The organism is Neorhizobium sp. DAR64872/K0K18 (assembly GCF_050500175.1).
Taxonomy (GTDB): domain Bacteria; phylum Pseudomonadota; class Alphaproteobacteria; order Rhizobiales; family Rhizobiaceae; genus Neorhizobium; species Neorhizobium soli.
This window is the reverse complement of sequence record NZ_CP191446.1, coordinates 3,378,267-3,398,814: the sequence shown is the minus strand read 5'-3', so window position 1 is coordinate 3,398,814 and position 20,548 is coordinate 3,378,267. Positions and strand designations below refer to the sequence as shown.

The window sequence follows — 20,548 nt, the reverse complement described above, 5'->3', positions numbered from 1 at the left end:
ATCCCGTCTGATGACCGGCCGCATACCGAAGGTGGCATTGAATGCTTTATCTTTCAAGTGATCGGAATGTTCCAGTTTTAGGAATCGGAAGTCTTTCCCGATGCCCGGATTGCCGTTGAACTGAGGGCCGAACGCGGACCGTGGATGAAGGTCCAAGCGGGCGGACGGCGCTTCCACAGCGTACCGGCATCTGTCTCGTCGACACGGGCATGCTGGAATGTGCGGGCCATCTTTGATGACAGGAAGGAAAGGGTGGCACCCGGCCGGTCTATCACGGCGATCGGGAAGGTAGAGACGATCTCCTGCCACTTCTGCCAATGGTGAAAGGTCCTGAGGCTGTCTGCACCCATGATCCAGATGAAATGGATATGCGGATTGCGCGCCTTGACGAAGGAGAGTGTATCGGCGGTATAGGCGCCGCCGAGTGCTTTCTCGAATGCGGTGACCTTGATGCGCGGATCCTGGATCAGCCGCTCGCTCATGGCGATGCGGTCGGGGAGGGACGCGAGTTCCGACCGGCTTTTCAGCGGATTGCCAGGTGTCACCATCCACCACAGCTGATCGAGTCCGAGCCGGCGAAGGGCGATCTCGGCGACCAGAAGGTGGCCTTCATGCGGAGGGTTGAACGAACCGCCGAAAAGGCCGACGGCCATGCCCCGTTCCACATGCGGCATGGCGAGATGGCGTCTTTCGATCCGCTCTACCGTCACGTCAGGGCCGGATCTGGCCGGTGCCATGCACCCTGTATTTGAACGAGGTCAGCTGTTCGACGCCAACAGGGCCGCGCGCATGCATCTTGCCCGTGGAAATGCCGATCTCGCCGCCCATGCCGAATTCACCGCCATCGGCAAACTGGGTAGACGCGTTGTGGAGCAGGATCGCCGAATCGATCTCGTTGAAGAAGCGCGCGACCACGGCCGGATCTTGCGCAATCACCGCTTCGGTGTGGTTGGACGAATAGATGTTGATGTGGCGGATCGCACCGGAAATGCCATCGACGATCGCCACCGAAATGACGGCATCGAGATATTCCGTGCGCCAGTCTTCCTCGTTCGCCGGCTTGAAGCCCGGGTGAACCTTGAGCACGGCCGCCGAAGCGCGGATTTCGCAGCCGGCCTGCGTCAGCGCTTCCAGCACCGGCATCAGGTGGGTGCCGATCGCGGCGCTGTCGACCAGCAGCGTTTCGGCCGCACCACAGACGCCGGTGCGGCGCATCTTGGCGTTGACGACGATCGCCTTTGCCATTTCCAGATCCGCTGACGCGTCGACATAGATGTGGCAAAGGCCTTCCAGATGCGCAAAGACCGGCACGCGGGCTTCGGACTGGACGCGGGCGACCAGGCTTTTTCCGCCGCGGGGAACGATGACGTCGATGGCGCCTGACAGGCCCGACAGCATGGCGCCGACGGCCGCACGATCCGTTGTCGGCACGAGCTGGATCGCATGTTCGGGAAGACCCGCCTGTTTGAGGCCGGCCACCAGGCAGCGATGGATCGCCTGCGATGAATGGATCGAATCCGAGCCGCCGCGCAGGATCACCGCATTGCCGGCCTTGAGGCAAAGCGCGCCGGCGTCGGCCGTCACGTTCGGCCGGCTCTCGTAGATGACGCCGATCACGCCGAGCGGCGTGCGGACACGTTCGATATGAAGCCCGTTCGGGCGATCCCAGGCGGCGATCACTTCACCGACCGGATCCTTGATCGCGGCGATTTCCCGAAGAGCCTCCGCCATGCCGGCGATCGACTTTTCCGTCAGCGTCAGCCGGTCGATGAAGGAGGGAAGGAGCCCCTTGCCCTCGATGTTGCGAAGATCTTCGGCATTGGCGCTCAGTATCTCGGCGCTGTTGGCGAGAACCAGATCGGCCATGGCATTGAGCGCATCATTCTTCTGCTCGGTCGATGCCGTCGCCAATGCGCCGGCCGCAGCCTTTGCGTTGACGCCGATCGCATCCATGATTGCGGCAACGTCGGTCATCTGGACCTTATCCAACATGGACGGCATCCTCCTTGCGGGTGGTCGTGCGCCTGATCGCGCCTGTCATGACAAGGTCGTCGCGATGAACCATGGCGGCACGTCCTGCATAGCCCAGAATGGCTTCGATTTCCGCCGATTTGCGGCCGGTGATCTGCCGTGCCTCGTCGGCATCGTAGCTGACAAGACCGCGGGCAATCTCGCGGCCTTCCGCGCCGATGATCGCGACCGTATCACCCCGGTGGAAATTGCCCTCGATGCGGCGCACGCCGGCGGGCAGCAGACTTTTGCCCGAACCCAACGCCTGTTCGGCGCCTTCGTCGACGACGAGTTCGCCAGCCGCCTGCAACTGTCCGGCAATCCAGGTCTTTCTTGCCGTCACCGGTGTGCCAGATGGGGCAAACCAGGAGGATCGCGCGCCGTGTTCGATGGCGCGCAGCGGATGATCCGGCTTGCCCGATGCGATGATCATGGCGCAGCCCGCAGTCGTCGCGATCTTGCCGGCGTCGATCTTGGTGCGCATGCCGCCGCGCGACAGTTCGGATGCCGCACCGCCGGCCATCGCCTCGATCTCGGGTGTGATGACATTGATGATATCCAGAAACTGCGCATCCGGATCGAGATGCGGCGGTGCCGTGTAAAGACCGTCGATATCCGACAGCAGAACCAGAAGGTCGGCGCCAGTCATGGTGGCGACGCGTGCGGCAAGCCGGTCGTTGTCGCCGTAGCGGATTTCGGACGTTGCGACGGTGTCGTTTTCGTTGATGATCGGAACCGCGCCGATCTTCAGAAGCTGGTTGATCGTGGCACGGGCGTTGAGATAGCGGCGACGCTCTTCCGTATCGCCCAGCGTCAGCAGGATCTGTCCCGCGACGATCCCGTCCCGCGACAGGCTTTCCGACCAGGCGCGGGCCAGCGCGATCTGGCCGACGGCTGCCGCTGCCTGGCTTTCCTCCAGTTTGAGGGCGCCGTGGGGAAGGTTCAGCACGGTACGGCCGAGGGCGATCGCGCCGGAGGAGACGACGAGAACATCGATACCCTTCGCCCGAAGCGCGGCGATATCGGCGCAGATCGCGTCGAGCCACGGAGATTTCAGGCCGGTCTTGCGATCGACCAAGAGGGCCGAGCCGATCTTGATGACGATCCGGCGATGGTCGCCGAGCGGCTTGCGACCGCCGGCTTGCCCGGAAGAGACTTGCTTGTGACCGATCTCGTGGCCTGGCGTCATTCGTCGACGTCCTCGTCGAACTCCTGAACAGGAACGGAGCGGTTCGGCAGGGCCGTGTCTTCGCCGACGCTTGCCGCGACGATGACATCGCGCAACGCGCGCAGAACATCGGTCATGCCCGTGCCGGTGATGGCGGAGATGAGGAAAGGCTTCTGGCCGCAGGCTTTCTCAAGCTCCTTGGCCTTCTTCTTCAATTCCTTCTCGTCGAGAACGTCGATCTGCGACAAGGCAACGATTTCGCGCTTGTCGGTCAGACCGCCGCCATAGGCCTGAAGCTCGGTCTTGACCGTCTTGTAGGCCTTGCCGACTTCTTCCTCGATGGAGGAAACGAGGTGGAGCAGAACGCGGGTGCGTTCCACATGGCCGAGAAAGCGATCGCCGATGCCGACGCCTTCATGGGCGCCTTCGATCAGGCCCGGAATATCGGCGAGAACGAACTCGCGGCCGTCGATGGTGGCGACGCCAAGGTTCGGGTGCAGCGTGGTGAAGGGATAGTTTGCAATCTTCGGGCGGGCGCGGGTAACCGAGGCCAGGAAGGTGGATTTTCCGGCATTCGGAAGGCCGACAAGTCCTGCATCGGCAATCAGCTTCAGCCGCAGCCAGATGGTGCTTTCCTCGCCTTCAAGGCCTGGGTTTGCCCAGTTCGGCGCCTGGTTGGTGGCGTTCTTGAAATGCGTGTTGCCGAAGCCGCCATTGCCGCCCTTGGCAAGCCTGAACCGCTGACCTTCCTTGGTCATGTCGATGATCAGCGTTTCGTTGTCTTCCTCGAAGATCTGCGTGCCGACCGGAACCTTGAGCGTGACACTGTCGCCATTGGCGCCGGTGCGGTTGCGGCCCATGCCATGGATGCCGACCTTTGCCTTGTAATGCTGCTGGAAACGGAAATCGATCAGCGTGTTGAGGCCGTTGACGGCTTCGACCCACACGTCGCCACCACGGCCGCCATCGCCACCATCAGGTCCACCGAATTCGACGAACTTTTCCCGTCGGAACGAAACTGCGCCCGCGCCGCCGTCACCGGAGCGGATATAGACTTTTGCTTCGTCGAGAAATTTCATTGGTCTGGCAGTCCTGTTCTTGGTCGCTCCCGCTCTCCGGCGGGACGTACTTAGGGTTTTCGATACCGTTCGACAGGCTTTAGGTCAAAGCCTATCGTCGGAATGCGCTGAAAACGGCCGCGGCGGACAAGCCATCCGCCGGGGCCGATCGTGATCAAGGCATGATCAGGCGCGATCATGCCGGGGAGCGGGTGCCAGAAGCCGGAAATCCTCCGGCACAAGCTCCGTCTCGATATGCGGTACCATGACATTGCGGGCACGGTTGAACACATCGCTTGCGCCGGTGATGCGGAAGCCGAGCTTTGTCTGCACATTGAGCGAACCGAGATTGTCGGCAAACGCGCCCGAATGGACGACAGTGTCCGGCATGCGGCGGAAGAAGCGGTCGAGGACCCCCGACGCTGCCTCGCTCATATAGCCGCGATCCCAATAGAGGCGGTTCAGCCAGTAACTGAGATGCCAGCGGCCGTGCCTGAGTTCCAGGCCGACAACGCCGATATGCACATCGTCGCCGGTGGTGATCGCCAGCTGCCAGTTCGGCAGGATGCCCGAAGTTTGCGGCACCAGCCAGTCGAGCGCATCCTGACGGTCATAAGGCTGCGGAACACGCGACAGCATGCGGCTGACCTTGAAATCGGAAAGCGTTTCGGCAATCGCTGACGCATCCGACAGGCGGTGCGGGCGAAGCGTCAGGCGCTGCGTGACGATTTCAGGGCAGGGGCCAGGCTGAGTGCGAACCGCTTTCGTCTTTTCCAGTACGACGGCACTCATCTCAGCTCTCCCCAGCTTCTCAGCGACATCCATGTCTTGCGGTCCAGCCGGAACCATTCGACGGGGACCATTCCGCCCACCGCCAGGCATTCGATCATGCCGGTGCCCTGGAACTGGAAGCCGCATTTCTGGATCACCCGCTTCGACGCGATATTGGTGACCCGGCAACGGGCATCGATGTGATCGATATGGCTGCGGGTGCGGAACGCCATGTCGATCAGCGCATGCGCGGCTTCCGTGGCATAGCCCTTGTTCCAGTGGGGTTCGCCCAGCCAGTAGCCGATTTCGAGGGTTCGTTCGTCGATCTGGGGTTCGAGAGCGCAGCAGCCGAGAAACTGGCCATTGTCAGCTCGGGACACGGCATAAACGCATTTGCCAATCTCGCCCGCATTCGTGCGTCGCACGAAATCGGCCGCGTCTTTAGACGTGTAGGGATGCGGCATGCGCGACACCATGGTCGCAATGTTCGCATTGTTGGCGAGATGGGCAAGTGCGTCAATATCGTCTTCGTGCGGTGCGCGCAGAACAAGGCTCTGCGACAGTAAGACGGGGCAATCGCTTCTCAGCCGGTCCGGCCTGAGCCGTTCCTCTGGTCTGGTTTCCGGCGGCCGTAATTGGCCAGCCCTTACTAATTCGCCTTGCATGGTTCAGTCTCCTTTGAGGGATAAAAGAAAAAGGGAAGATGGGTAGCGCCCCATCTCCCCTTTTCTTTGACTGAACCTTCAAACGTTCAACCGGGTCGATGAGACGCCGGTTGCTTAACGCTTGCCGGCTTTATTCTGCGGCTTCGGCTTTCGGCATAACGGACACGTATACGCGGCCATTAGCGCGCGTACGGTAATTCACGTTGCCTGCCGTCAGTGCGAAGATCGTGTGGTCTGTGCCGATGCCGACATTGGCGCCCGGATGCCACTGCGTGCCGCGCTGACGCACGATAATGTTGCCCGGAATGACGACTTCGCCACCGAACTTCTTCACGCCAAGGCGCTTGGACTGAGAATCGCGACCGTTACGCGACGAGCCGCCAGCTTTTTTATGTGCCATTGGTGTTCTCCTTTAACTTTCGAAAACCTGGATTAGCCGAGGATGTCCGTGATGCGGACGACCGTGTGATGCTGGCGATGACCGCGAATACGCTTGGAATTCTGGCGGCGACGCTTCTTGAAGGACAGAACCTTCTTGCCACGGTTATGCTCTACAACTTCAGCCTTGACCGTCGCACCCGAAACGAAGGGAGCGCCGAACTTGGCATCGGCGCCGACGCCGATGACCAGGATTTCGTTGAATTCTACGATTGCGCCAGCTTCTGCTTCCAGCTTTTCGATGGTGAGCACGTCGTTGGCGGCCACGCGGTACTGTTTACCGCCGGTCTTGATGACTGCGAACATTGGTTATCCTTTCATGTTCGTTCCGGCTCTATCCCCGAAAGGACGGCCGTCTTTTTCTCAGTCGGGCTATAGCAGGGCTGCGAAAGAACGATCTTCCAGAACGGACCTGCCGGTGATTTTCTGCACGCCTTGGCGTGCAAGGTCTGATCTGGACATTTTTCCAGACTTCGACGCGTCCGGCCTTACGCGAGGCCCTAAAAACTGTCAAGGCGAAAGGATATGAAGACTTGCATTTCACCCCTTGCCAGCCCGATTTTTCGCCGCTATGAGACAGCCGCGCATCAAATGCGCCGACCAGCAAAGCGGAGAGGTGGCTGAGTGGTCGAAAGCACCGCACTCGAAATGCGGCATACGGGCAACCGTATCGTGGGTTCGAATCCCACCCTCTCCGCCATTGGCGAACCTTAAGCCGTGATGCTCCCATTACCCTGTGGAATCTCTCGCCTGCGCCCTTGTACCATCGGATGTGTTCCGCGCTCGAAGCAACCTTTGCTTACCGTTCGTCATAGAAATTAACACACCTCCATCTGCCTTAACGCGGTCACAGTGTTTCCACGTCGGAGCGGCGTTCCTGAATGACGTCTTGTCTGTTCCTCGGGCGCTCTGACCTATGCGCATTTCGGAAGTCTTCCTCGCCAAACCGCCCCTCGTCGCCATTTCATCTCCGCATGTCGTTGTCGCGGCAGTCGAATGGGAATGATGGTGGTCTGCTGTTGGGGTTGAGGTACATTGTTTTGCTCTCCTGATCTTTTCGAGGAGGAAGAGATCGGGGAATGCGGCGGAAGTGCCGCTTTTGGCGAACTGCCGGCGAGCAGCATTGGCTTTCCGTCTAACCCAGAGGAGGAATGGGCATGAGCAGGAACAGAGGTGTAGTCTATTTGCGGCCAGGCAAGGTCGAGGTGAGGGATATCGACGACGCCAAGCTTGAGGCGCCAAATGGGCGCCGGATCGAGCATGGCGTTATCCTGAAAGTGATTTCGACCAATATCTGCGGGTCAGACCAGCATATGGTGCGCGGGCGCACGACGGCCTTGCCGGGGCTCGTGCTTGGCCACGAAATCACGGGCGAGGTCATCGAAAAGGGCGTCGATGTCGAGATGCTCGAGATCGGCGATATCGTTTCCGTGCCCTTCAACGTCGCCTGTGGCCGCTGCCGTTGCTGCAAGTCGCAGGATACCGGCGTCTGCCTCACCGTCAATCCATCGCGCGCCGGCGGCGCCTATGGTTATGTCGACATGGGCGGCTGGATCGGCGGCCAGGCCCGTTACGTCACTGTTCCCTATGCGGATTTCAATCTTTTGAAATTCCCGGATCGCGACCGGGCGATGTCGAAGATCCGCGATCTGACGATGCTGTCGGATATCCTGCCGACTGGTTTTCATGGGGCGGTCAAGGCAGGCGTCGGGGTCGGGTCGACGGTCTATGTCGCGGGCGCCGGTCCGGTCGGTCTTGCGGCTGCGGCGTCAGCGCGCATTCTCGGTGCAGCGGTCGTGATGATCGGAGACTTCAACAAGGATCGTCTTGCCCACGCCGCCAAGGTCGGCTTCGAGCCGATCGATCTGTCGAAAAGCGACCGGCTCGGGGACATGATCGCCGAGGTGGTTGGCACCGACGAGGTCGATAGCGCCATCGATGCCGTCGGCTTCGAAGCGCGCGGACATTCGGGTGGCGAACAGCCGGCTATCGTTTTGAACCAGATGATGGAGATTACCCGCGCGGCGGGCTCGATCGGTATTCCCGGCCTTTACGTGACGGAAGATCCCGGTGCGGTGGATGACGCCGCCAAAAAGGGCAGTCTGTCGCTTCGGCTGGGTCTCGGCTGGGCGAAGGCCCAGTCCTTCCACACGGGCCAGACGCCGGTGCTGAAATACAATCGTCAGCTCATGCAAGCCATCCTTCACGACCGGCTGCCGATCGCCGACATCGTCAACGCCAAGATCATTTCGCTTGATGAAGCGGCGCAAGGCTATGAAAGCTTCGACCAGGGGGCTGCGGTCAAATACGTGCTGGATCCTCATGGAGACCTGACGAAAGCCGCGTGATCACGCCAGCCGAGTTGCAGCCCGCTACCCTTGTCCGGCGCCGTATTGGTGCCGGACAAGCAGTTCGCCGCCTCAACGCTGCCAAGTCCTCACGCCACATGCTTCCAGAAGCCGCGCTTGTTTGCGTGCAGGCGCTTCAGGGTTGCGACATAGGCGTCGTGGGATTTCAGGGTGCCTTGATCAAGGATGTGGGGTGAAAGCGCTTGCGCTGTGGCGAGGTGCCGGGCTGCGTGCTTGTAGCGGCTGGCTTTTCCATGATCGAGCGAGAAGTCGATCATGCTGCGCAGGATCAGCGTTGCGGCGAGCGGATGATGGGGTGCGAGCATCTCGGCAGCTGATGTCATCAACTCGTAGAGATCGCCATTCAGTTCTGCCGGCCTGTTGATCACCAGTTTCGCCGCCTGGCCGAGTGCGGGCCAGCGCAGGAAGAAGGCGAGCGCCTGGTGAACATCGGGGAAAGTCCGGGCATAGGCAAACGCCCTTTCCTCGGCCTCCATATCGTCGAAATCCGGCAGGCGTTTCAAGAATGCGCGCAGGTGAATGTCGGCGAGCGACTGTTCGAACCATCGCCACCGATCGGCCTGCGCTTCGTCGGTGCGTCGCAGGGTTTCCAGTGTCTCGGCGCGGGCAAGCTGCCACTCCATCTCGCGGTCGGGCGAACCGGTTATTTCGGCGCCATCGAGTGCCTGCAGCGCTTCATCGGCGCGCCCTGCGGAGAGGAGGCGGCGGGCGATTTCGGCAGCGATTGCCGGTATCCGGCGGGTTTCCTCTGGCTGCTCGGCAATGTAGGCATCCACATCACCCGTGGCATCGGCGATCGCCTGAAGCGCGGTACGCACTGTCGTCTCATGATTTCGGTCGTGCCTCGGTGAGGTGAGGCCGACGCTTTCCCGGTCGCTCTCGTCGGGCTCGTTCAACCACTGCACAAGCAGCGATTTCAGGCGGTCGAGGCCTTGAGTGCCGAGGGCCGGGGCCATGGCTGGAATGAACGGGTCGAATTGGCCGTGGCCATTGTTCTGAACCGCCGCCAGAACCCTGTCGGCAAGAATATCGGGGTCGATGCCTGATCCGCTGGCGATGATGCCAGCATCGCTGCAGGCTTGATGGAAACTTGCAAGCAGCGCGCCGCTCGCATCGTCCGTTCTGTCGAAGATCGGCTCACCGAGGCTAAGGAACTGCCAGATCAGCTCGAAGCCTTCGCCCGGATCGTCCGGCGCCACGGTCTCGACGATCGTCTTGCGCTGGGTTTCGAGGTCGGCCTTCGTCGATTTTACCCGCCGCCAGCTGATGAAGGTCCGGGAGCGGGCGATGCTGCCGAGACGCTTGCGAACTTCGCGTGCCACTTCGCCGCTGCTGTGGCTGCCGGCCAGTTCCATGCGAAGCCTGCGCTTGTTTGCGGCGCTGCCCATGCTGATCTCGATCAGCAGCTCGGCAAGTCGTTGCGAGCCGAGCGCTTCCAGGTTCTTCGCGTTGAGGGTCGTCTTCGTGGCCATGGGGATGTCGATGCGGTCTTGCGTGAGGTGTCGGGACAGACAGTTCAGAACCATACCGGGATTTGCAAGTGTTTCAGCCCGGTTTTCGCCACCGGCCTGCTGCCGAGCGCTGTTGTGGGTCTTTCACGCCGAGGAAATCATTGGTAGAGGGTCGCCATGAACGCGCTTTCAGATGCCGATCCGATCTATAACCCGCCGCAGAATCCCTATCTTTCGCTGCTGCACCGCGATGCGCATCTGCTTGTGTTCAACAAGCCGAGCGGTCTGCTGTCGGTGCCTGGGCGGCATCCGGCGCTGTCGGACAGTCTTTTGACGCGGGTGCAGAAAGAGTATCCGGAGGCGCTGATCGTGCACCGTCTGGACAAGGATACATCCGGTGTCGTGGTGATGTCGCTCAACCGCCGGGGGCATGCGCTTGTCGCAGCGCAGTTTGAAGGGCGCACCACGCGGAAATCCTATGTGGCCGAGGTCTGGGGAAGGGTTGAGCAGGCGGAAGGCGTGGTCAATCTGCCGTTGGCGATCGATCCAGACAACAAGCCGCGCCACCGCGTCGACACCGATCACGGCAAGCCTGCCCAGACGCGCTGGCAGGTGATGGGATATGGCGAGAAAAGGACGCGGCTGCGGCTGTATCCGCTGACGGGCCGCACCCATCAGCTGCGCGTGCATATGAAAGCGCTGGGACACGTCATCCTCGGCGACGAGTTCTATGCGGAGGGCGATGCGCTTCTGGCTGCGAACCGTTTGCTTCTTCATGCCGAAGAACTAAGCTTCCGCCATCCTGACGGTTCGGACGTCACGTTCACCGCTCCAACGCCCTTCTGAGATCGGACATTGGCACAAAACCTCGAGAAAACGCCGCTGATCGTCGATTTTGTCGGCGGCGCCGTCGGCCACCGTTTCCGCTCCGGCGAGGGCCGCAAACAAGATCTGCCGAAGGCCGTCGGGTTTTCGAGCGGCACGATCCCTGATGTCGTCGATGCGACGGCGGGTCTTGGCCGCCATGCGTTTCTGCTGGCATCGCTCGGCGCACGCGTCACGCTGATCGAGCGATCCGAAACGATGCATGCGCTGCTTCTGGAAGGGCTCGAACGGGCGAGGGCCGAAGGCGGGCGTCATGCGGAAACCGTGTCCCGGATGACGTTGGTGCACGGGGATTCCTGTATTCTGCTGCCGCAGATGAAGCCGCAGGTGATCCTGATCGATCCCATGCATCCGCCGCGCGACAAGACGGCGCTGGTGAAGAAAGAGATGCGGCTGATCCGGGATATCGTCGGGACCGATGCGGATTCGGTGCAGCTCATGCAGGTCGCGCTGGAGGCGGCCCAAAACCGGGTCGTGCTGAAGTGGCCGTTGCGCGCCGAGCCGATGGCGGGCGTGCGCAAACCGTCCCATCAGATATTGGGGAAAAGCACCCGCTACGACGTGTTCGTCAAGGCGAAGATCAGCGCCGAGTAGGTGGGTGACGGCACTGCCGTTGTTGCCCTGCGGCGCCGATTGCGCATAGTATCCCGCATTCCTTGGGAGTGCCTTGCCGATGTCAGAGAGCGACCAGAAGTCCGGGCCGTTTCCGGAAGAGCCGGGGATCCTCGAATTTCTCGATATCTGCGATCGCTTCTACCCCGCCGATGCTGTGGATGCGCCGATTGCACAGCAGCGGGACTGGTATGATGCACTCTGCGCCCGCTTCGACCAGCCGCTGCCGCAAGGTCTGACGTTTCAGGACGAGATGCTGGTCGTGCCGATCCGGCGTTACCGACCCGCGACGATCAGCAGCGAAACCGTTCTTCTTTACCTGCATGGCGGCGGGTTCGTCGTCGGGTCGCTGGATAGCCACCACGCGATCTGTGCGGAGATTGCCGATTTCGCGCAGGCGGAACTGGTCTCGGTCGATTACCGGCTTGCGCCCGAACATCTCTGGCCGGCTCAGACGGACGATTGTTTCGGTGTGCTGAAGCAGATTTTAGGGGAGGGTCGAAAGGTCGTGCTGATCGGCGACAGCGCCGGCGGCAATCTTGCGGCGGGCCTTGCGTTACGGGCGCGGGACGAAGGACTTTCCGGGATTGCCGGCCAGGTGCTGATCTATCCAGCACTCGGCGGCGATCTCGTGTCGGGGTCTTACCGTGAGATGGCCTATGCGCCGGGGCTCAGCACGGCCGATGTCGCCTATTATCGCGCAGTGCTCAAAGCGCCAGAGATTGAACCCGTCGCGCATCCGCTTCTGGCCCGCGACCTATCCGGCCTGCCGCCGGCCTATATCACCGTTGCGCATTTCGATCCGTTGCGGGACGACGGCGAACTCTATGCGCAACGGTTGCGAGAGGCGGGCGTCGAGACGACGTTCCGCGAGGAGCCGCAAATGGTGCATGCCTGGCTGCGTGCCCGCCACATGAGTGCTGGCGCGCGCGCCGGGTTCGAGGCGCTCTGCGATGCCGTTCGGCAGATGGCAGTTAGCGACTGACCTAGCCCTTAGCCTTGGACACCAGAACCGGATCGGCGCGGAAGGCGGACGGGAAGATCGCCTTCAGATTATCGATCTTCGGCATGTCGTTATAGACGATATAGGGATAGCTGGGGTTCAGCGTCAGAAAATCCTGGTGGTACTTCTCGGCAGGATAGAAGGCGGAAAGCTTGGAGACTTTCGTGACGATCGCGGCTGGATACAGTTTCGTCGCATCAAGCTGGGCGATATAGGCCTCGGCTACCTTTTTCTGATCGTCGCTGGTGGTGAAGATCGCGGAGCGGTACTGCGTCCCGTGGTCAGGACCCTGGTAGTTCAGCTGGGTCGGATTGTGGGCGACGGAAAAGAAGATCTGCAGCAGTTTGCCGTAGCTTACCTGCTTCGGATCGAAGGTGATCTCGACGGCCTCCGCATGGCCCGATCTGCCCGAGCTGACCGTCTCATAGGTCGCGGCTTTCTGGTCGCCGCCGGAATAGCCGGAAACGGCGTTGCTCACGCCCTTCACATGCTGGAAGACGCCCTGAACGCCCCAGAAGCAGCCGCCGGCGAAGATGGCCTTCTCGACATTGCCCTTCGCGGCTTCGTCGATCGTCGGTGCAGGAATGGCAGCGGCGGCCTCCTGCGCACGCAGCGCTGATGCCGGAAACGCCATCACGACGGCGCAAAACATTGCCGCCGCCAGACGATTTGCGAAGACTGCCATGAGAGCTCCTCCTGTTCGCATGGACTGTCTCAGGGATACCGGCCCGGCGTCAAATCACATCGGCGTACACCACCGGCCACGGCTGGCGGCGTTTACATGTGATCTCGGGGAATGGCCTTCTCGAAGGTCTTTTCAAAGATCTTCTTCTCTCCGTCATAGGCGAGGACCGAAGCTCTGATCAGCCAGTCGGTTGCCGTGCAGGCGAGTTTTGCCGTGGAGACGGTACGGACGGACCACCGGTCGCGCCTCATGTCGCAGGTCCAGACCGAAGTGCCCGTCATCGACAGCGGATCGGTCGGGTCGATCGACCAGGTCTCCTCGCGCAACTGCCGGGTGGAAAGGCCGGTGCCCGGATGTTCGAACAGGCCTGTGTCTTCAGCCACTTCGTAGCGCGTCTGGTTTTCAGCAAGGTCACGGGTGACGCTGCGGCGGGTAGTGGAGGGCGCGTGCTCGATATATTTCGGCAGCGGATCCGGGTTCGCCGGCTGCTTCATCTCGAATGTCTCGTGATCGCCGAGAAGCGGCATGGCAAGGCCAAGCGAAGCGATATCGATCGTCACACCGGGATCGACAGGTGGCGGCAGGATCATCGGCCAGTAGGCGGTCGAGAGCGATAGCCGGATTCGGTGGCCCTCGCCGAACCGGTATCCGCAGGCATCGAGATCGAGGCGGATCTCGACCGGTTGGCCGGGAATGAGCGGCTGCGGATCCTCATTGCCGTCGCGATGGGTGAGGTTGATCACCCCGAAGGAAACGCGGGTCGCGGTGCCGTCGGGATGCACATCGACAATCCGGGCGCAAAGATTGGCGAGTTCCGCATCGGCGCGCAGCGTCAAGGTGATGCTCGGACGTCCGAGATAGGTTTTGGCCTCGTCAAGCGGCGCGGTTTGGAAGACCAACGATCCGGCATCGTCGCTGCGCTGGTCGCCGGCGAGTTCCGCGTCGGGTTTGAGGGTAAACCATTCGCCGGCCGCGGTTCCGGTGTCGAGCGGTGACTTCAGATAGATCTCGTGGACCGGTGCATGCGGGGTCGGCATCCCCTCCAGCAGCGTACCGAACTGGTCGACATAGAAGCACTCGCTCTCCGACGCGCTCCAGCGCTGCTTGGAAACCCAGAAGCCCGGATCGACATCGCGCCGTACCGCCGGTTTCGGGCCGTCGAGAATATAGGCTCGAACCTGGGGCAGGGTTTCTATGCCGTTCTCCTCGCCCCGCAGCCAGCGGTTCCAGAAGGCGATTGCCTCGCCATGAAAATCGGCGCGCGGTTTCGGCCAGGCGAAATGGGGATATTTGTGAACCCAGGGGCCGAGCAGGGCCTTCGCCTTGTCGCCGAGCCCTTCGACGGCCAGCAGCGGCGTGTTGCGATAACCGTCGGCCCAGCCGGCAATGACGAGAGCCGGAATTTCGATAGCCGCATAATCTTCGCAGATGGAGCCGTGTTTCCAGAAGCCATCGCGGCGCTGGTGGGAAAGCCATTCCTCCAGGAAGAACGGCTCGTTTTCCAGCCGTTCCATCCACATCTCAAGCCAGCGATCGCCGACGATGTCGGGATCGGGCGAGCGCGACTGATAGGCGAGCATGGTGGCGGCCCAAGACAGCTGGGCCGACAGGTGGCAGCCATTCTTGTAATGGATGTCGTCATTGTAGCGGTCGGTGGTCGAGGCGATCGAGATCACGGCCTTGAGCGCCGGTGGTCGAAGCGCTGCCACCTGCAGGCAGTTGAAGCCGCCCCAGGAAATGCCCATCATGCCGACTTTGCCGTTCGACCAGGGCTGTTCTGCGATCCAGGCGATCAGCTCGCAGGCATTGGCAAGCTCCAGCTCGGTATATTCACCGTCGATGACGCCGTCGGATTCCCCGGAGCCGCGAATATCGACGCGAACGCCGGCGATGCCTGCTGCCGCAAACACCGGATAGGTGGATTCGTCGCGCGGGCTGGTTCCATCCCGTTTGCGATAGGGCAGAAACTCAAACACGGCCGGCACCGGATCGGCGTCTGCATTGTCAGGCATCCAGATGCGGGCGGCAAGACGGGTTCCGTCCTTTAGCCTGATCCACTGGTTCGCGATGACGGTGAAGGAACGGTCAGTCATGGTCATGCGCTCTCAAATATCGATCTTCAATTTCCCGCGCTTTCCATCCGCCGTGTCGCGAGCACCTTTTCCAGCCAGCCCAGCTGCATTTCGGGCACGGATTTGAGGAGAAGGTCGGTATAGTCGTCGAACGGTGGCGACAGCGCTTGGGATTTCGGCCCGAAGCGGACGAGCTTGCCGCGATGCATGACGGCGACCGAGTCGGCGATGGCCTTCACGATGGCGATGTCGTGGGTGATGAACAGATAAGACAGCTGCTGCTCTTCCTGCAGCTTCATCAGGAGCTTGAGGATCCCTTCCGCCACCAGCGGATCAAGCGCCGATGTGGGTTCGTCGCAGAGGATGAGTTCGGGCCTTGCGGCAAGGGCGCGGGCAATTGCCACGCGCTGCTTCTGCCCGCCGGAAAGCTCGGCCGGGTAGCGATCGATAAAGCCGGTGCCCATCTCGATCTGGTCGAGCAGTTCCTTGACGCGGGCGGTCTTGGCCTGACCGCGCAAGCCATCATAGAAGGTCAGCGGCCGGCCGATGATGTCGCGCACCGTCTGGCGCGGGTTCATGGCCGTATCGGCCATTTGGTATATCAGCTGGATGCGGCGCAGGTCGTCTCTCGGCCGGCTTTTCAGCAACGGCGTCAGCGGCCGGCCCTCGAAGGTGATCGCGCCGCTGCTGGGCGCCAACAGGCCGGTGATGACGCGCGCCAGCGTCGACTTACCCGAGCCGGATTCGCCGACGACCGCAAGCGTCTGGCCCTTGCACAGATGCAGGGAAACATCGTGCAGCACCTTGAACCCGTTCGAATACTGGGCGCTGACATGATCGACCCTGAGAACCGCTTCGGTCTGGTCAACTGCCTCCTCGCGGGCGGCCTGGCGCACATTGACCAGAGCCCGGGTGTAATCCTGTCTCGGTGCCTCGATGATCTGCTGCACGGGACCGCATTCGACCATCTTGCCGTGGCGCAGCACCATGATGTCGTCGGAGATCTGCGCGACGACGGCCAGATCGTGGGTGATGTAGAGCGCTGCCGTATCGGTTTCCTCGATCGCGTGCTTGATCGCTGCGAGAACGTCGATCTGGGTCGTCACGTCGAGTGCGGTCGTCGGTTCGTCGAACACGATCAGGTCGGGTTTGGAGCAGAGCGCCATCGCCGTCATGGCGCGTTGCAACTGGCCGCCGGAAACCTGGTGCGGAAACCGATCGCCGAAGGTTTCGGGGTTCGGCAGGCCAAGAACCTGGAACAGATAGAGAGCGCGCTCGCGAGCATCTTCCTTGCTCATCAGGCGATGCTTGACAGTCGCCTCGATAACCTGGTCGCCGAGCTTGTGGGCGGGGTTGAATGCGGCAGCTGCCGATTGCGCGACATAGCAGACGCGGGCGCCGCGCAGCTTGCGGATGCCACCCTTGCCCAGTTGCAGGATGTCGGTGCCGTCAAGTTTTACTTCGCCGCCGGTGATCTCGGCACCGCCGCGGCCGTAGCCTAAAGCTGCGAGCCCGATCGTCGACTTGCCAGCACCGGATTCGCCGATCAGGCCTAGAACCTTGCCCTTGGCAAGATCGAAGGAGACGTCGTCGACGATGGTGATGCGCTTGGCAGGCTCGCCCGGCGGATAGCTGGTCGCCTCGATCTTGAGGTTACGGACGGAGAGGAGATGGGATGAAGCTTCATGCATCGCCGCGGCCTCCCTTCAGGCTGGAGGTTCGCTTCAGGAGCCAGTCGACCACGAGGTTGACGCAGACGGCGAGGGCCGCAATCGCGGTTCCAGGCACTAGGGCTGCGGGAATACCGAAGATGATGCCGTCCTTGTTGTCCTTCACCATGCCGCCCCAGTCGGCGGTCGGTGGCTGGATGCCGAGGCCGAGGAACGAGAGGGTGGAGAGAAACAGGATCGCAAAGGCGAAACGCAGGCCGAATTCGGCCAGCAGCGGCGAGAGCGTGTTGGGCAGAATTTCGCGAAAGATGATCCAGATCTTGCCTTCACCGCGCAGCTTTGCCGCTTCCACGAATTCCATTACGGCCACATCCAGCGCCACGGCCCGGCCAAGGCGATACACGCGGGTGGAATCAAGGATCGCCATCACCAGGATGAGTACGATCAGGTGTTGCGGCAGCACGGCCAGCACCACGAGCGCGAAGATCAGCGTCGGGATCGACATCATCAGGTCGTTGAAGCGGGAAAACACCGCATCGACGAGGCCACCTGAAACGGCGGCGGTAAAGCTCAGGATGATCCCGAGCGAAAAGGAAATCACGGTTGCCGCCAAAGCGACAATCAGCGTCGTGCGCGCACCGAAGATCAGGCGCGACAGGATATCGCGGCCGAGATTGTCGAGGCCGAAGAAGAATTGCGCATCGGCCTCCTGCCAGACATTGCCGACAACTTCCGTCTCGCCGTAAGGGGAAATCCAGGGCGCGAACAGGGCGCAGAAGAGCGCGAGCGCGATACCGAACAGGCCGACCCAGGCGGTGATGGGGATTTCTCTCAATCTCATCGTGGATGCCTCAGACGGGGGTTGGCGATGATCGCGAGAATGTCCGCCACCATGTTGAGGAGGATGTAGACGGCTGCAAAGATGAGGCCGCAGGCCTGGACGACGGGCATGTCGCGCACCGTCACCGCGTCGACCATGTACTGGCCCATGCCGGGATAGACGAACACGACCTCGACCACGACGACGCCAACGACGAGATAGGCGAGGTTCAAGGCGACGACGTTGATGATCGGGGCAAGCGCATTGGGTGCCGCATGCTTGACGATCGCGCGCCAGCCGGACAGGCCCTTCAGCTCTGCCGTTTCCATATAGGCCGAGGACATGACGGAGAGGATCGCCGCCCGCGTCATGCGCATCATGTGGGCAAGCACGACGAGAACAAGTGTCGCCGTCGGCAGGGCGATCGTCTGGAGACGCTCCAGAAAGCCCATGCCCTGATAAACGGTGGCCGGGAAGGTGGCGATGCCGAAATTGACGGCGAAATAGAGGATCAGCAGGTAGCCGACGAAGAATTCCGGAAGCGAGATGGCCGCAAGCGAGATCACGTTGATGATCTTGTCCGGGATGCGATCGCGGAAATGCACCGACAGCATGCCGAGACAGATCGCCAGCGGCACGGCGATGACGGCCGCAAAGGCAGCGAGGAAAAGCGAATTGCCCAGCCGGTTGCCGACCTGTTCGGAGACCGAGTTGCGGCTTGCCCAAGATGTGCCGAAATCGCCTTGCAGGACGCCGCCCAGCCAGTCGAAATAGCGGGTGACGAGGGGCCGGTCGAGGCCGAGTTCGGCGGTGATGTTGGCGACAGCCTCGGGTGTCGCGGACTGGCCGAGATAGGTGGAGGCGAAATCGCCGGGCAGCGCTTCGACGCCGCCGAAAATCAGGGCCGACACTGCCAGAAGCAGGATCAGCGAAAGCACCATGCGCTGGGCGATAATGCTCAGCAGCGGAAAGCGCTCTCTCAAGCTGCGGGCCGGCGAGCCGCCAGCCTCTGTGGAATTGGACATGTGGCGCGATCCCGTATCCGAAATGAAGGGTTCAGACCGCAGGTTTTCCTGCGGTCCATATTCATCGGCGGGGCTTCGTAGCCCCTGTCGGGTATCAGGCGTCGAGCCAGACGCGGGTCGCGACATAGCCGTTCGACATGTCGTTGCCGATGTCCTTGACGTAACCCTGAAGCTTCTTCGACGCCGCATTCACGAAGTCGTTGAACATCGGCAGGATCGTGCCGCCTTCATCGCGTACCAGCACCGCCATCTCGCGGTACATTTCACGGCGTTTGGCTTCATCCAGTTCGCCGCGGGCGGTGATCAGCAGCTTGTCGAACTTCTCGTTCTTGAAGCGGGTGTCGTTCCAGTCGGCGGAAGACAGATAGGCGCCGGAATAGAACTGGTCCTGCGTGGCGCGGCTGCCCCAGTAGGAGGCCGAGAACGGCTGCACGTTCCAGACGTTCGACCAGTAGCCGTCACCCGGCTCGCGCTTGATCTCGATGTCGATACCGGCCTTCTTCGCGCTCTGCTGGAAGAGAACCGACGCATCGACAGCGCCCGGGAAGGCAACTTCCGACGTGCGCAGAAGCACCGAGCCGCTATGGCCTGACTTCTTGAAGTGGAACTTCGCCTTGTCCGGATCGTAGGAGCGTTGCTCGATGCCCTCGGGGAAGAGCGCATAGGTGTCGTTGATCGGGAAGTCGTTGCCGACCTTGCCGTAGCCACCGAGGATGCGCTTGACCATTTCCTCGCGGTCGATGGACAGTTTCAGGGCCATGCGCAGATCGTTGTTGTCGAATGGCGCCTTGTCGCAATGCATGATGAAAACGTAGTGGCCGCCACCGGACGTGGTCAGAAGCTGCACCGTCGGGGCGCGCGTCAGAAGCGGCACGGTCTTCGGATCGACGCGGTTGATGAACTGCACCTGGCCGGACGACAAGGCCGCGATACGGGCGGTCGCGTCGTTCATGGTGATGATTTCGACCGTTTCGACATAACCGCGGTCGGAACGCCAGTCGCTGGTGTTCTTCTCGAACGTCATGCGAACGCCAGGCTCGAAGCTCTTCACCTTGTAGGCACCGGTGCCGATGCCGGCGTTCGGCGCGTCGACGCCGCCGTTCGGCTGGATGACGAGATGGTAGTCGGTGAAGATCGCGGGAAGGTCGGCATTGCCGCTATCCAGCGTCACGACCAGATCGCCGCTCTTGTTTTCGATCGACTTGATGGATTTCAGAACGCCGGCTGCACCGGATTCGGTCTTGCTATCGCTATGGCGCTTCAGGGTCGCGACCACGTCGTCGGTGGTCATTTCCTTGCCGTTGTGGAACTGCACACCCTTGCGGATCTTGAAGGTCCAGGTCTTGGCGTCCGGCGATGGCGACCAGGATTCGGCAAGTGATGGAACCGGTGCGCGGGTTTCCGGATGGGTTTCGACCAGCGTGTCGCCCCAGGTGCGGACCGCGGTGAACATCACCTGCGAGGTCGCCTTGGCGGGATCGATGCTGTCGGTCGCGGCACCACCCTCGAGGCCGAGCTTCAGGTTGCCGCCCTTCTTGGGGGTCTGTGCGGAGGCGCTGGTTGCGTAGAGCTGGCTTGCTGCAGCCAGCGTCACGCCCGCTGCCATGGCGCGGCCCATGAATTCGCGGCGGTTCATGCCACCGGTGGTGACCCGGCCGGCGAGGTATTTCGTAATGTCGTTCATTTCCCTGTTCCCTTTTATCCGATGCAGTTTTCTGCGTTCGTAGTCTGCGCTGTCTCGCCGGGTTTCCTCTTCCACAGCGGTTTGCGCATTATTCCGTCGATCGTGGGAAATGGTTCGGTTGCGGCCGACATAACTTCCTTTCTGATGCAGTCCCCGGCTCTT

Annotated in this window: 19 protein-coding genes and 1 tRNA gene; 5 read left to right on the top strand and 15 right to left on the bottom strand. The window is 61.6% G+C overall.

The features are described from left to right. Window positions 1-77 precede the first annotated feature (77 nt). From ACQY1P_RS22005 to rplU, 8 genes are all read right to left on the bottom strand, one after another. Window positions 78-737 (bottom strand): nicotinate-nucleotide adenylyltransferase, encoded by a 660-nt coding sequence (locus tag ACQY1P_RS22005; protein WP_209902585.1) that lies wholly within the window; start codon window positions 735-737, stop codon window positions 78-80. Next, the gene (locus tag ACQY1P_RS22000) at window positions 712-1,992 is read right to left on the bottom strand and encodes a glutamate-5-semialdehyde dehydrogenase (RefSeq protein ID WP_430255488.1); all 1,281 of its coding nucleotides are present in this window, start codon (window positions 1,990-1,992) and stop codon (window positions 712-714) included. Before ACQY1P_RS22000 ends, ACQY1P_RS22005 begins: the two co-directional genes overlap by 26 nt. After that, on the bottom strand, window positions 1,982-3,199 hold the full coding sequence (gene proB / locus ACQY1P_RS21995; protein WP_062577026.1) for a glutamate 5-kinase: 1,218 nt from the start codon (window positions 3,197-3,199) through the stop codon (window positions 1,982-1,984). Before proB ends, ACQY1P_RS22000 begins: the two co-directional genes overlap by 11 nt. Next, complete coding sequence (gene obgE / locus ACQY1P_RS21990) at window positions 3,196-4,257, bottom strand: GTPase ObgE (protein WP_062462745.1); 1,062 nt, start codon at window positions 4,255-4,257, stop codon at window positions 3,196-3,198. Before obgE ends, proB begins: the two co-directional genes overlap by 4 nt. Window positions 4,258-4,422: 165 nt before the next feature. Then, window positions 4,423-5,028 (bottom strand): GNAT family N-acetyltransferase, encoded by a 606-nt coding sequence (locus ACQY1P_RS21985; protein WP_430255486.1) that lies wholly within the window; start codon window positions 5,026-5,028, stop codon window positions 4,423-4,425. Next, a complete protein-coding gene (locus ACQY1P_RS21980; RefSeq protein ID WP_430255484.1) occupies window positions 5,025-5,672 on the bottom strand; it encodes a GNAT family N-acetyltransferase in 648 nt (215 codons plus the stop codon). The genes ACQY1P_RS21985 and ACQY1P_RS21980 overlap by 4 nt, the downstream gene beginning before the upstream one ends. A gap of 130 nt (window positions 5,673-5,802) precedes the next feature. Next, window positions 5,803-6,072, bottom strand: coding sequence for a 50S ribosomal protein L27 (gene rpmA, locus ACQY1P_RS21975; RefSeq protein WP_062462735.1), 270 nt, complete (start codon window positions 6,070-6,072; stop codon window positions 5,803-5,805). A 32-nt stretch (window positions 6,073-6,104) separates the two neighbouring features. After that, window positions 6,105-6,416, bottom strand: coding sequence for a 50S ribosomal protein L21 (rplU, locus tag ACQY1P_RS21970; RefSeq protein ID WP_062462732.1), 312 nt, complete (start codon window positions 6,414-6,416; stop codon window positions 6,105-6,107). A 304-nt stretch (window positions 6,417-6,720) separates the two neighbouring features. Here rplU and ACQY1P_RS21965 point away from each other — a divergent pair. Then, window positions 6,721-6,810 (top strand) — tRNA-Ser (locus tag ACQY1P_RS21965). Between the two features lie 457 nt (window positions 6,811-7,267). Then, window positions 7,268-8,458 carry a formaldehyde dehydrogenase, glutathione-independent gene (gene fdhA / locus ACQY1P_RS21960; protein ID WP_430255482.1) on the top strand — a complete coding sequence of 397 codons (1,191 nt, stop codon included), beginning with the start codon at window positions 7,268-7,270 and terminating at the stop codon, window positions 8,456-8,458. An 89-nt stretch (window positions 8,459-8,547) separates the two neighbouring features. Here fdhA and ACQY1P_RS21955 read toward each other — a convergent pair whose 3' ends face one another. Then, a complete protein-coding gene (locus ACQY1P_RS21955; RefSeq protein ID WP_430255480.1) occupies window positions 8,548-9,951 on the bottom strand; it encodes a DUF6880 family protein in 1,404 nt (467 codons plus the stop codon). Window positions 9,952-10,107: 156 nt separating this feature from the next. On the opposite strand from ACQY1P_RS21955, the gene ACQY1P_RS21950 reads away from it, so the two are divergent. From ACQY1P_RS21950 to ACQY1P_RS21940, 3 genes are all read left to right on the top strand, one after another. Then, window positions 10,108-10,776, top strand: coding sequence for a pseudouridine synthase (locus tag ACQY1P_RS21950; protein WP_430255478.1), 669 nt, complete (start codon window positions 10,108-10,110; stop codon window positions 10,774-10,776). 9 nt (window positions 10,777-10,785) lie between these two features. Then, window positions 10,786-11,409, top strand: coding sequence for a class I SAM-dependent methyltransferase (locus ACQY1P_RS21945; RefSeq protein WP_430255476.1), 624 nt, complete (start codon window positions 10,786-10,788; stop codon window positions 11,407-11,409). A 79-nt stretch (window positions 11,410-11,488) separates the two neighbouring features. Further along, window positions 11,489-12,412, top strand: a complete 924-nt coding sequence (locus ACQY1P_RS21940) for an alpha/beta hydrolase (protein ID WP_430255474.1) — start codon at window positions 11,489-11,491, stop codon at window positions 12,410-12,412. Window position 12,413: 1 nt separating this feature from the next. On the opposite strand, the gene msrA is transcribed toward ACQY1P_RS21940, so the two are convergent. The 6 genes from msrA to ACQY1P_RS21910 all read right to left on the bottom strand — a co-directional run bounded on the left by msrA (window position 12,414) and on the right by ACQY1P_RS21910 (window position 20,386). After that, window positions 12,414-13,115 (bottom strand): peptide-methionine (S)-S-oxide reductase MsrA, encoded by a 702-nt coding sequence (gene msrA / locus ACQY1P_RS21935; RefSeq protein ID WP_430255472.1) that lies wholly within the window; start codon window positions 13,113-13,115, stop codon window positions 12,414-12,416. Between the two features lie 92 nt (window positions 13,116-13,207). Next, the gene (locus ACQY1P_RS21930; RefSeq protein ID WP_430255470.1) at window positions 13,208-15,214 is read right to left on the bottom strand and encodes a CocE/NonD family hydrolase; all 2,007 of its coding nucleotides are present in this window, start codon (window positions 15,212-15,214) and stop codon (window positions 13,208-13,210) included. A gap of 20 nt (window positions 15,215-15,234) precedes the next feature. After that, entirely contained in the window at window positions 15,235-16,878 is a 1,644-nt protein-coding gene (locus ACQY1P_RS21925; protein WP_430255468.1) for an ABC transporter ATP-binding protein, read from the bottom strand. Further along, window positions 16,871-17,698, bottom strand: a complete 828-nt coding sequence (locus ACQY1P_RS21920; RefSeq protein WP_092665364.1) for an ABC transporter permease — start codon at window positions 17,696-17,698, stop codon at window positions 16,871-16,873. The genes ACQY1P_RS21925 and ACQY1P_RS21920 overlap by 8 nt, the downstream gene beginning before the upstream one ends. Next, window positions 17,695-18,702 carry an ABC transporter permease gene (locus ACQY1P_RS21915; protein WP_062576949.1) on the bottom strand — a complete coding sequence of 336 codons (1,008 nt, stop codon included), beginning with the start codon at window positions 18,700-18,702 and terminating at the stop codon, window positions 17,695-17,697. Before ACQY1P_RS21915 ends, ACQY1P_RS21920 begins: the two co-directional genes overlap by 4 nt. A gap of 94 nt (window positions 18,703-18,796) precedes the next feature. Next, the gene (locus tag ACQY1P_RS21910) at window positions 18,797-20,386 is read right to left on the bottom strand and encodes an ABC transporter substrate-binding protein (RefSeq protein ID WP_430255466.1); all 1,590 of its coding nucleotides are present in this window, start codon (window positions 20,384-20,386) and stop codon (window positions 18,797-18,799) included. Window positions 20,387-20,548 lie beyond the last annotated feature (162 nt).

What these genes read in the sequence shown, in the direction of transcription:
- ACQY1P_RS21940 (WP_430255474.1), top strand. Translation starts at nt 11,489, where the DNA reads ATGTCAGAGAGCGACCAGAAGTCCGGGCCGTTTCCGGAAGAGCCGGGG.
- rplU (WP_062462732.1), bottom strand. Translation starts at nt 6,416, where the DNA reads ATGTTCGCAGTCATCAAGACCGGCGGTAAACAGTACCGCGTGGCCGCC.
- ACQY1P_RS21980 (WP_430255484.1), bottom strand. Translation starts at nt 5,672, where the DNA reads ATGCAAGGCGAATTAGTAAGGGCTGGCCAATTACGGCCGCCGGAAACC.
- proB (WP_062577026.1), bottom strand. Translation starts at nt 3,199, where the DNA reads ATGACGCCAGGCCACGAGATCGGTCACAAGCAAGTCTCTTCCGGGCAA.
- ACQY1P_RS21915 (WP_062576949.1), bottom strand. Translation starts at nt 18,702, where the DNA reads ATGTCCAATTCCACAGAGGCTGGCGGCTCGCCGGCCCGCAGCTTGAGA.
- ACQY1P_RS21910 (WP_430255466.1), bottom strand. Translation starts at nt 20,386, where the DNA reads ATGAACGACATTACGAAATACCTCGCCGGCCGGGTCACCACCGGTGGC.
- ACQY1P_RS21955 (WP_430255480.1), bottom strand. Translation starts at nt 9,951, where the DNA reads ATGGCCACGAAGACGACCCTCAACGCGAAGAACCTGGAAGCGCTCGGC.
- msrA (WP_430255472.1), bottom strand. Translation starts at nt 13,115, where the DNA reads ATGGCAGTCTTCGCAAATCGTCTGGCGGCGGCAATGTTTTGCGCCGTC.
- obgE (WP_062462745.1), bottom strand. Translation starts at nt 4,257, where the DNA reads ATGAAATTTCTCGACGAAGCAAAAGTCTATATCCGCTCCGGTGACGGC.
- ACQY1P_RS21925 (WP_430255468.1), bottom strand. Translation starts at nt 16,878, where the DNA reads ATGCATGAAGCTTCATCCCATCTCCTCTCCGTCCGTAACCTCAAGATC.
- ACQY1P_RS21930 (WP_430255470.1), bottom strand. Translation starts at nt 15,214, where the DNA reads ATGACCATGACTGACCGTTCCTTCACCGTCATCGCGAACCAGTGGATC.
- ACQY1P_RS22005 (WP_209902585.1), bottom strand. Translation starts at nt 737, where the DNA reads ATGGCACCGGCCAGATCCGGCCCTGACGTGACGGTAGAGCGGATCGAA.
- ACQY1P_RS21950 (WP_430255478.1), top strand. Translation starts at nt 10,108, where the DNA reads ATGAACGCGCTTTCAGATGCCGATCCGATCTATAACCCGCCGCAGAAT.
- fdhA (WP_430255482.1), top strand. Translation starts at nt 7,268, where the DNA reads ATGAGCAGGAACAGAGGTGTAGTCTATTTGCGGCCAGGCAAGGTCGAG.
- ACQY1P_RS21920 (WP_092665364.1), bottom strand. Translation starts at nt 17,698, where the DNA reads ATGAGATTGAGAGAAATCCCCATCACCGCCTGGGTCGGCCTGTTCGGT.
- ACQY1P_RS21985 (WP_430255486.1), bottom strand. Translation starts at nt 5,028, where the DNA reads ATGAGTGCCGTCGTACTGGAAAAGACGAAAGCGGTTCGCACTCAGCCT.
- ACQY1P_RS22000 (WP_430255488.1), bottom strand. Translation starts at nt 1,992, where the DNA reads ATGTTGGATAAGGTCCAGATGACCGACGTTGCCGCAATCATGGATGCG.
- rpmA (WP_062462735.1), bottom strand. Translation starts at nt 6,072, where the DNA reads ATGGCACATAAAAAAGCTGGCGGCTCGTCGCGTAACGGTCGCGATTCT.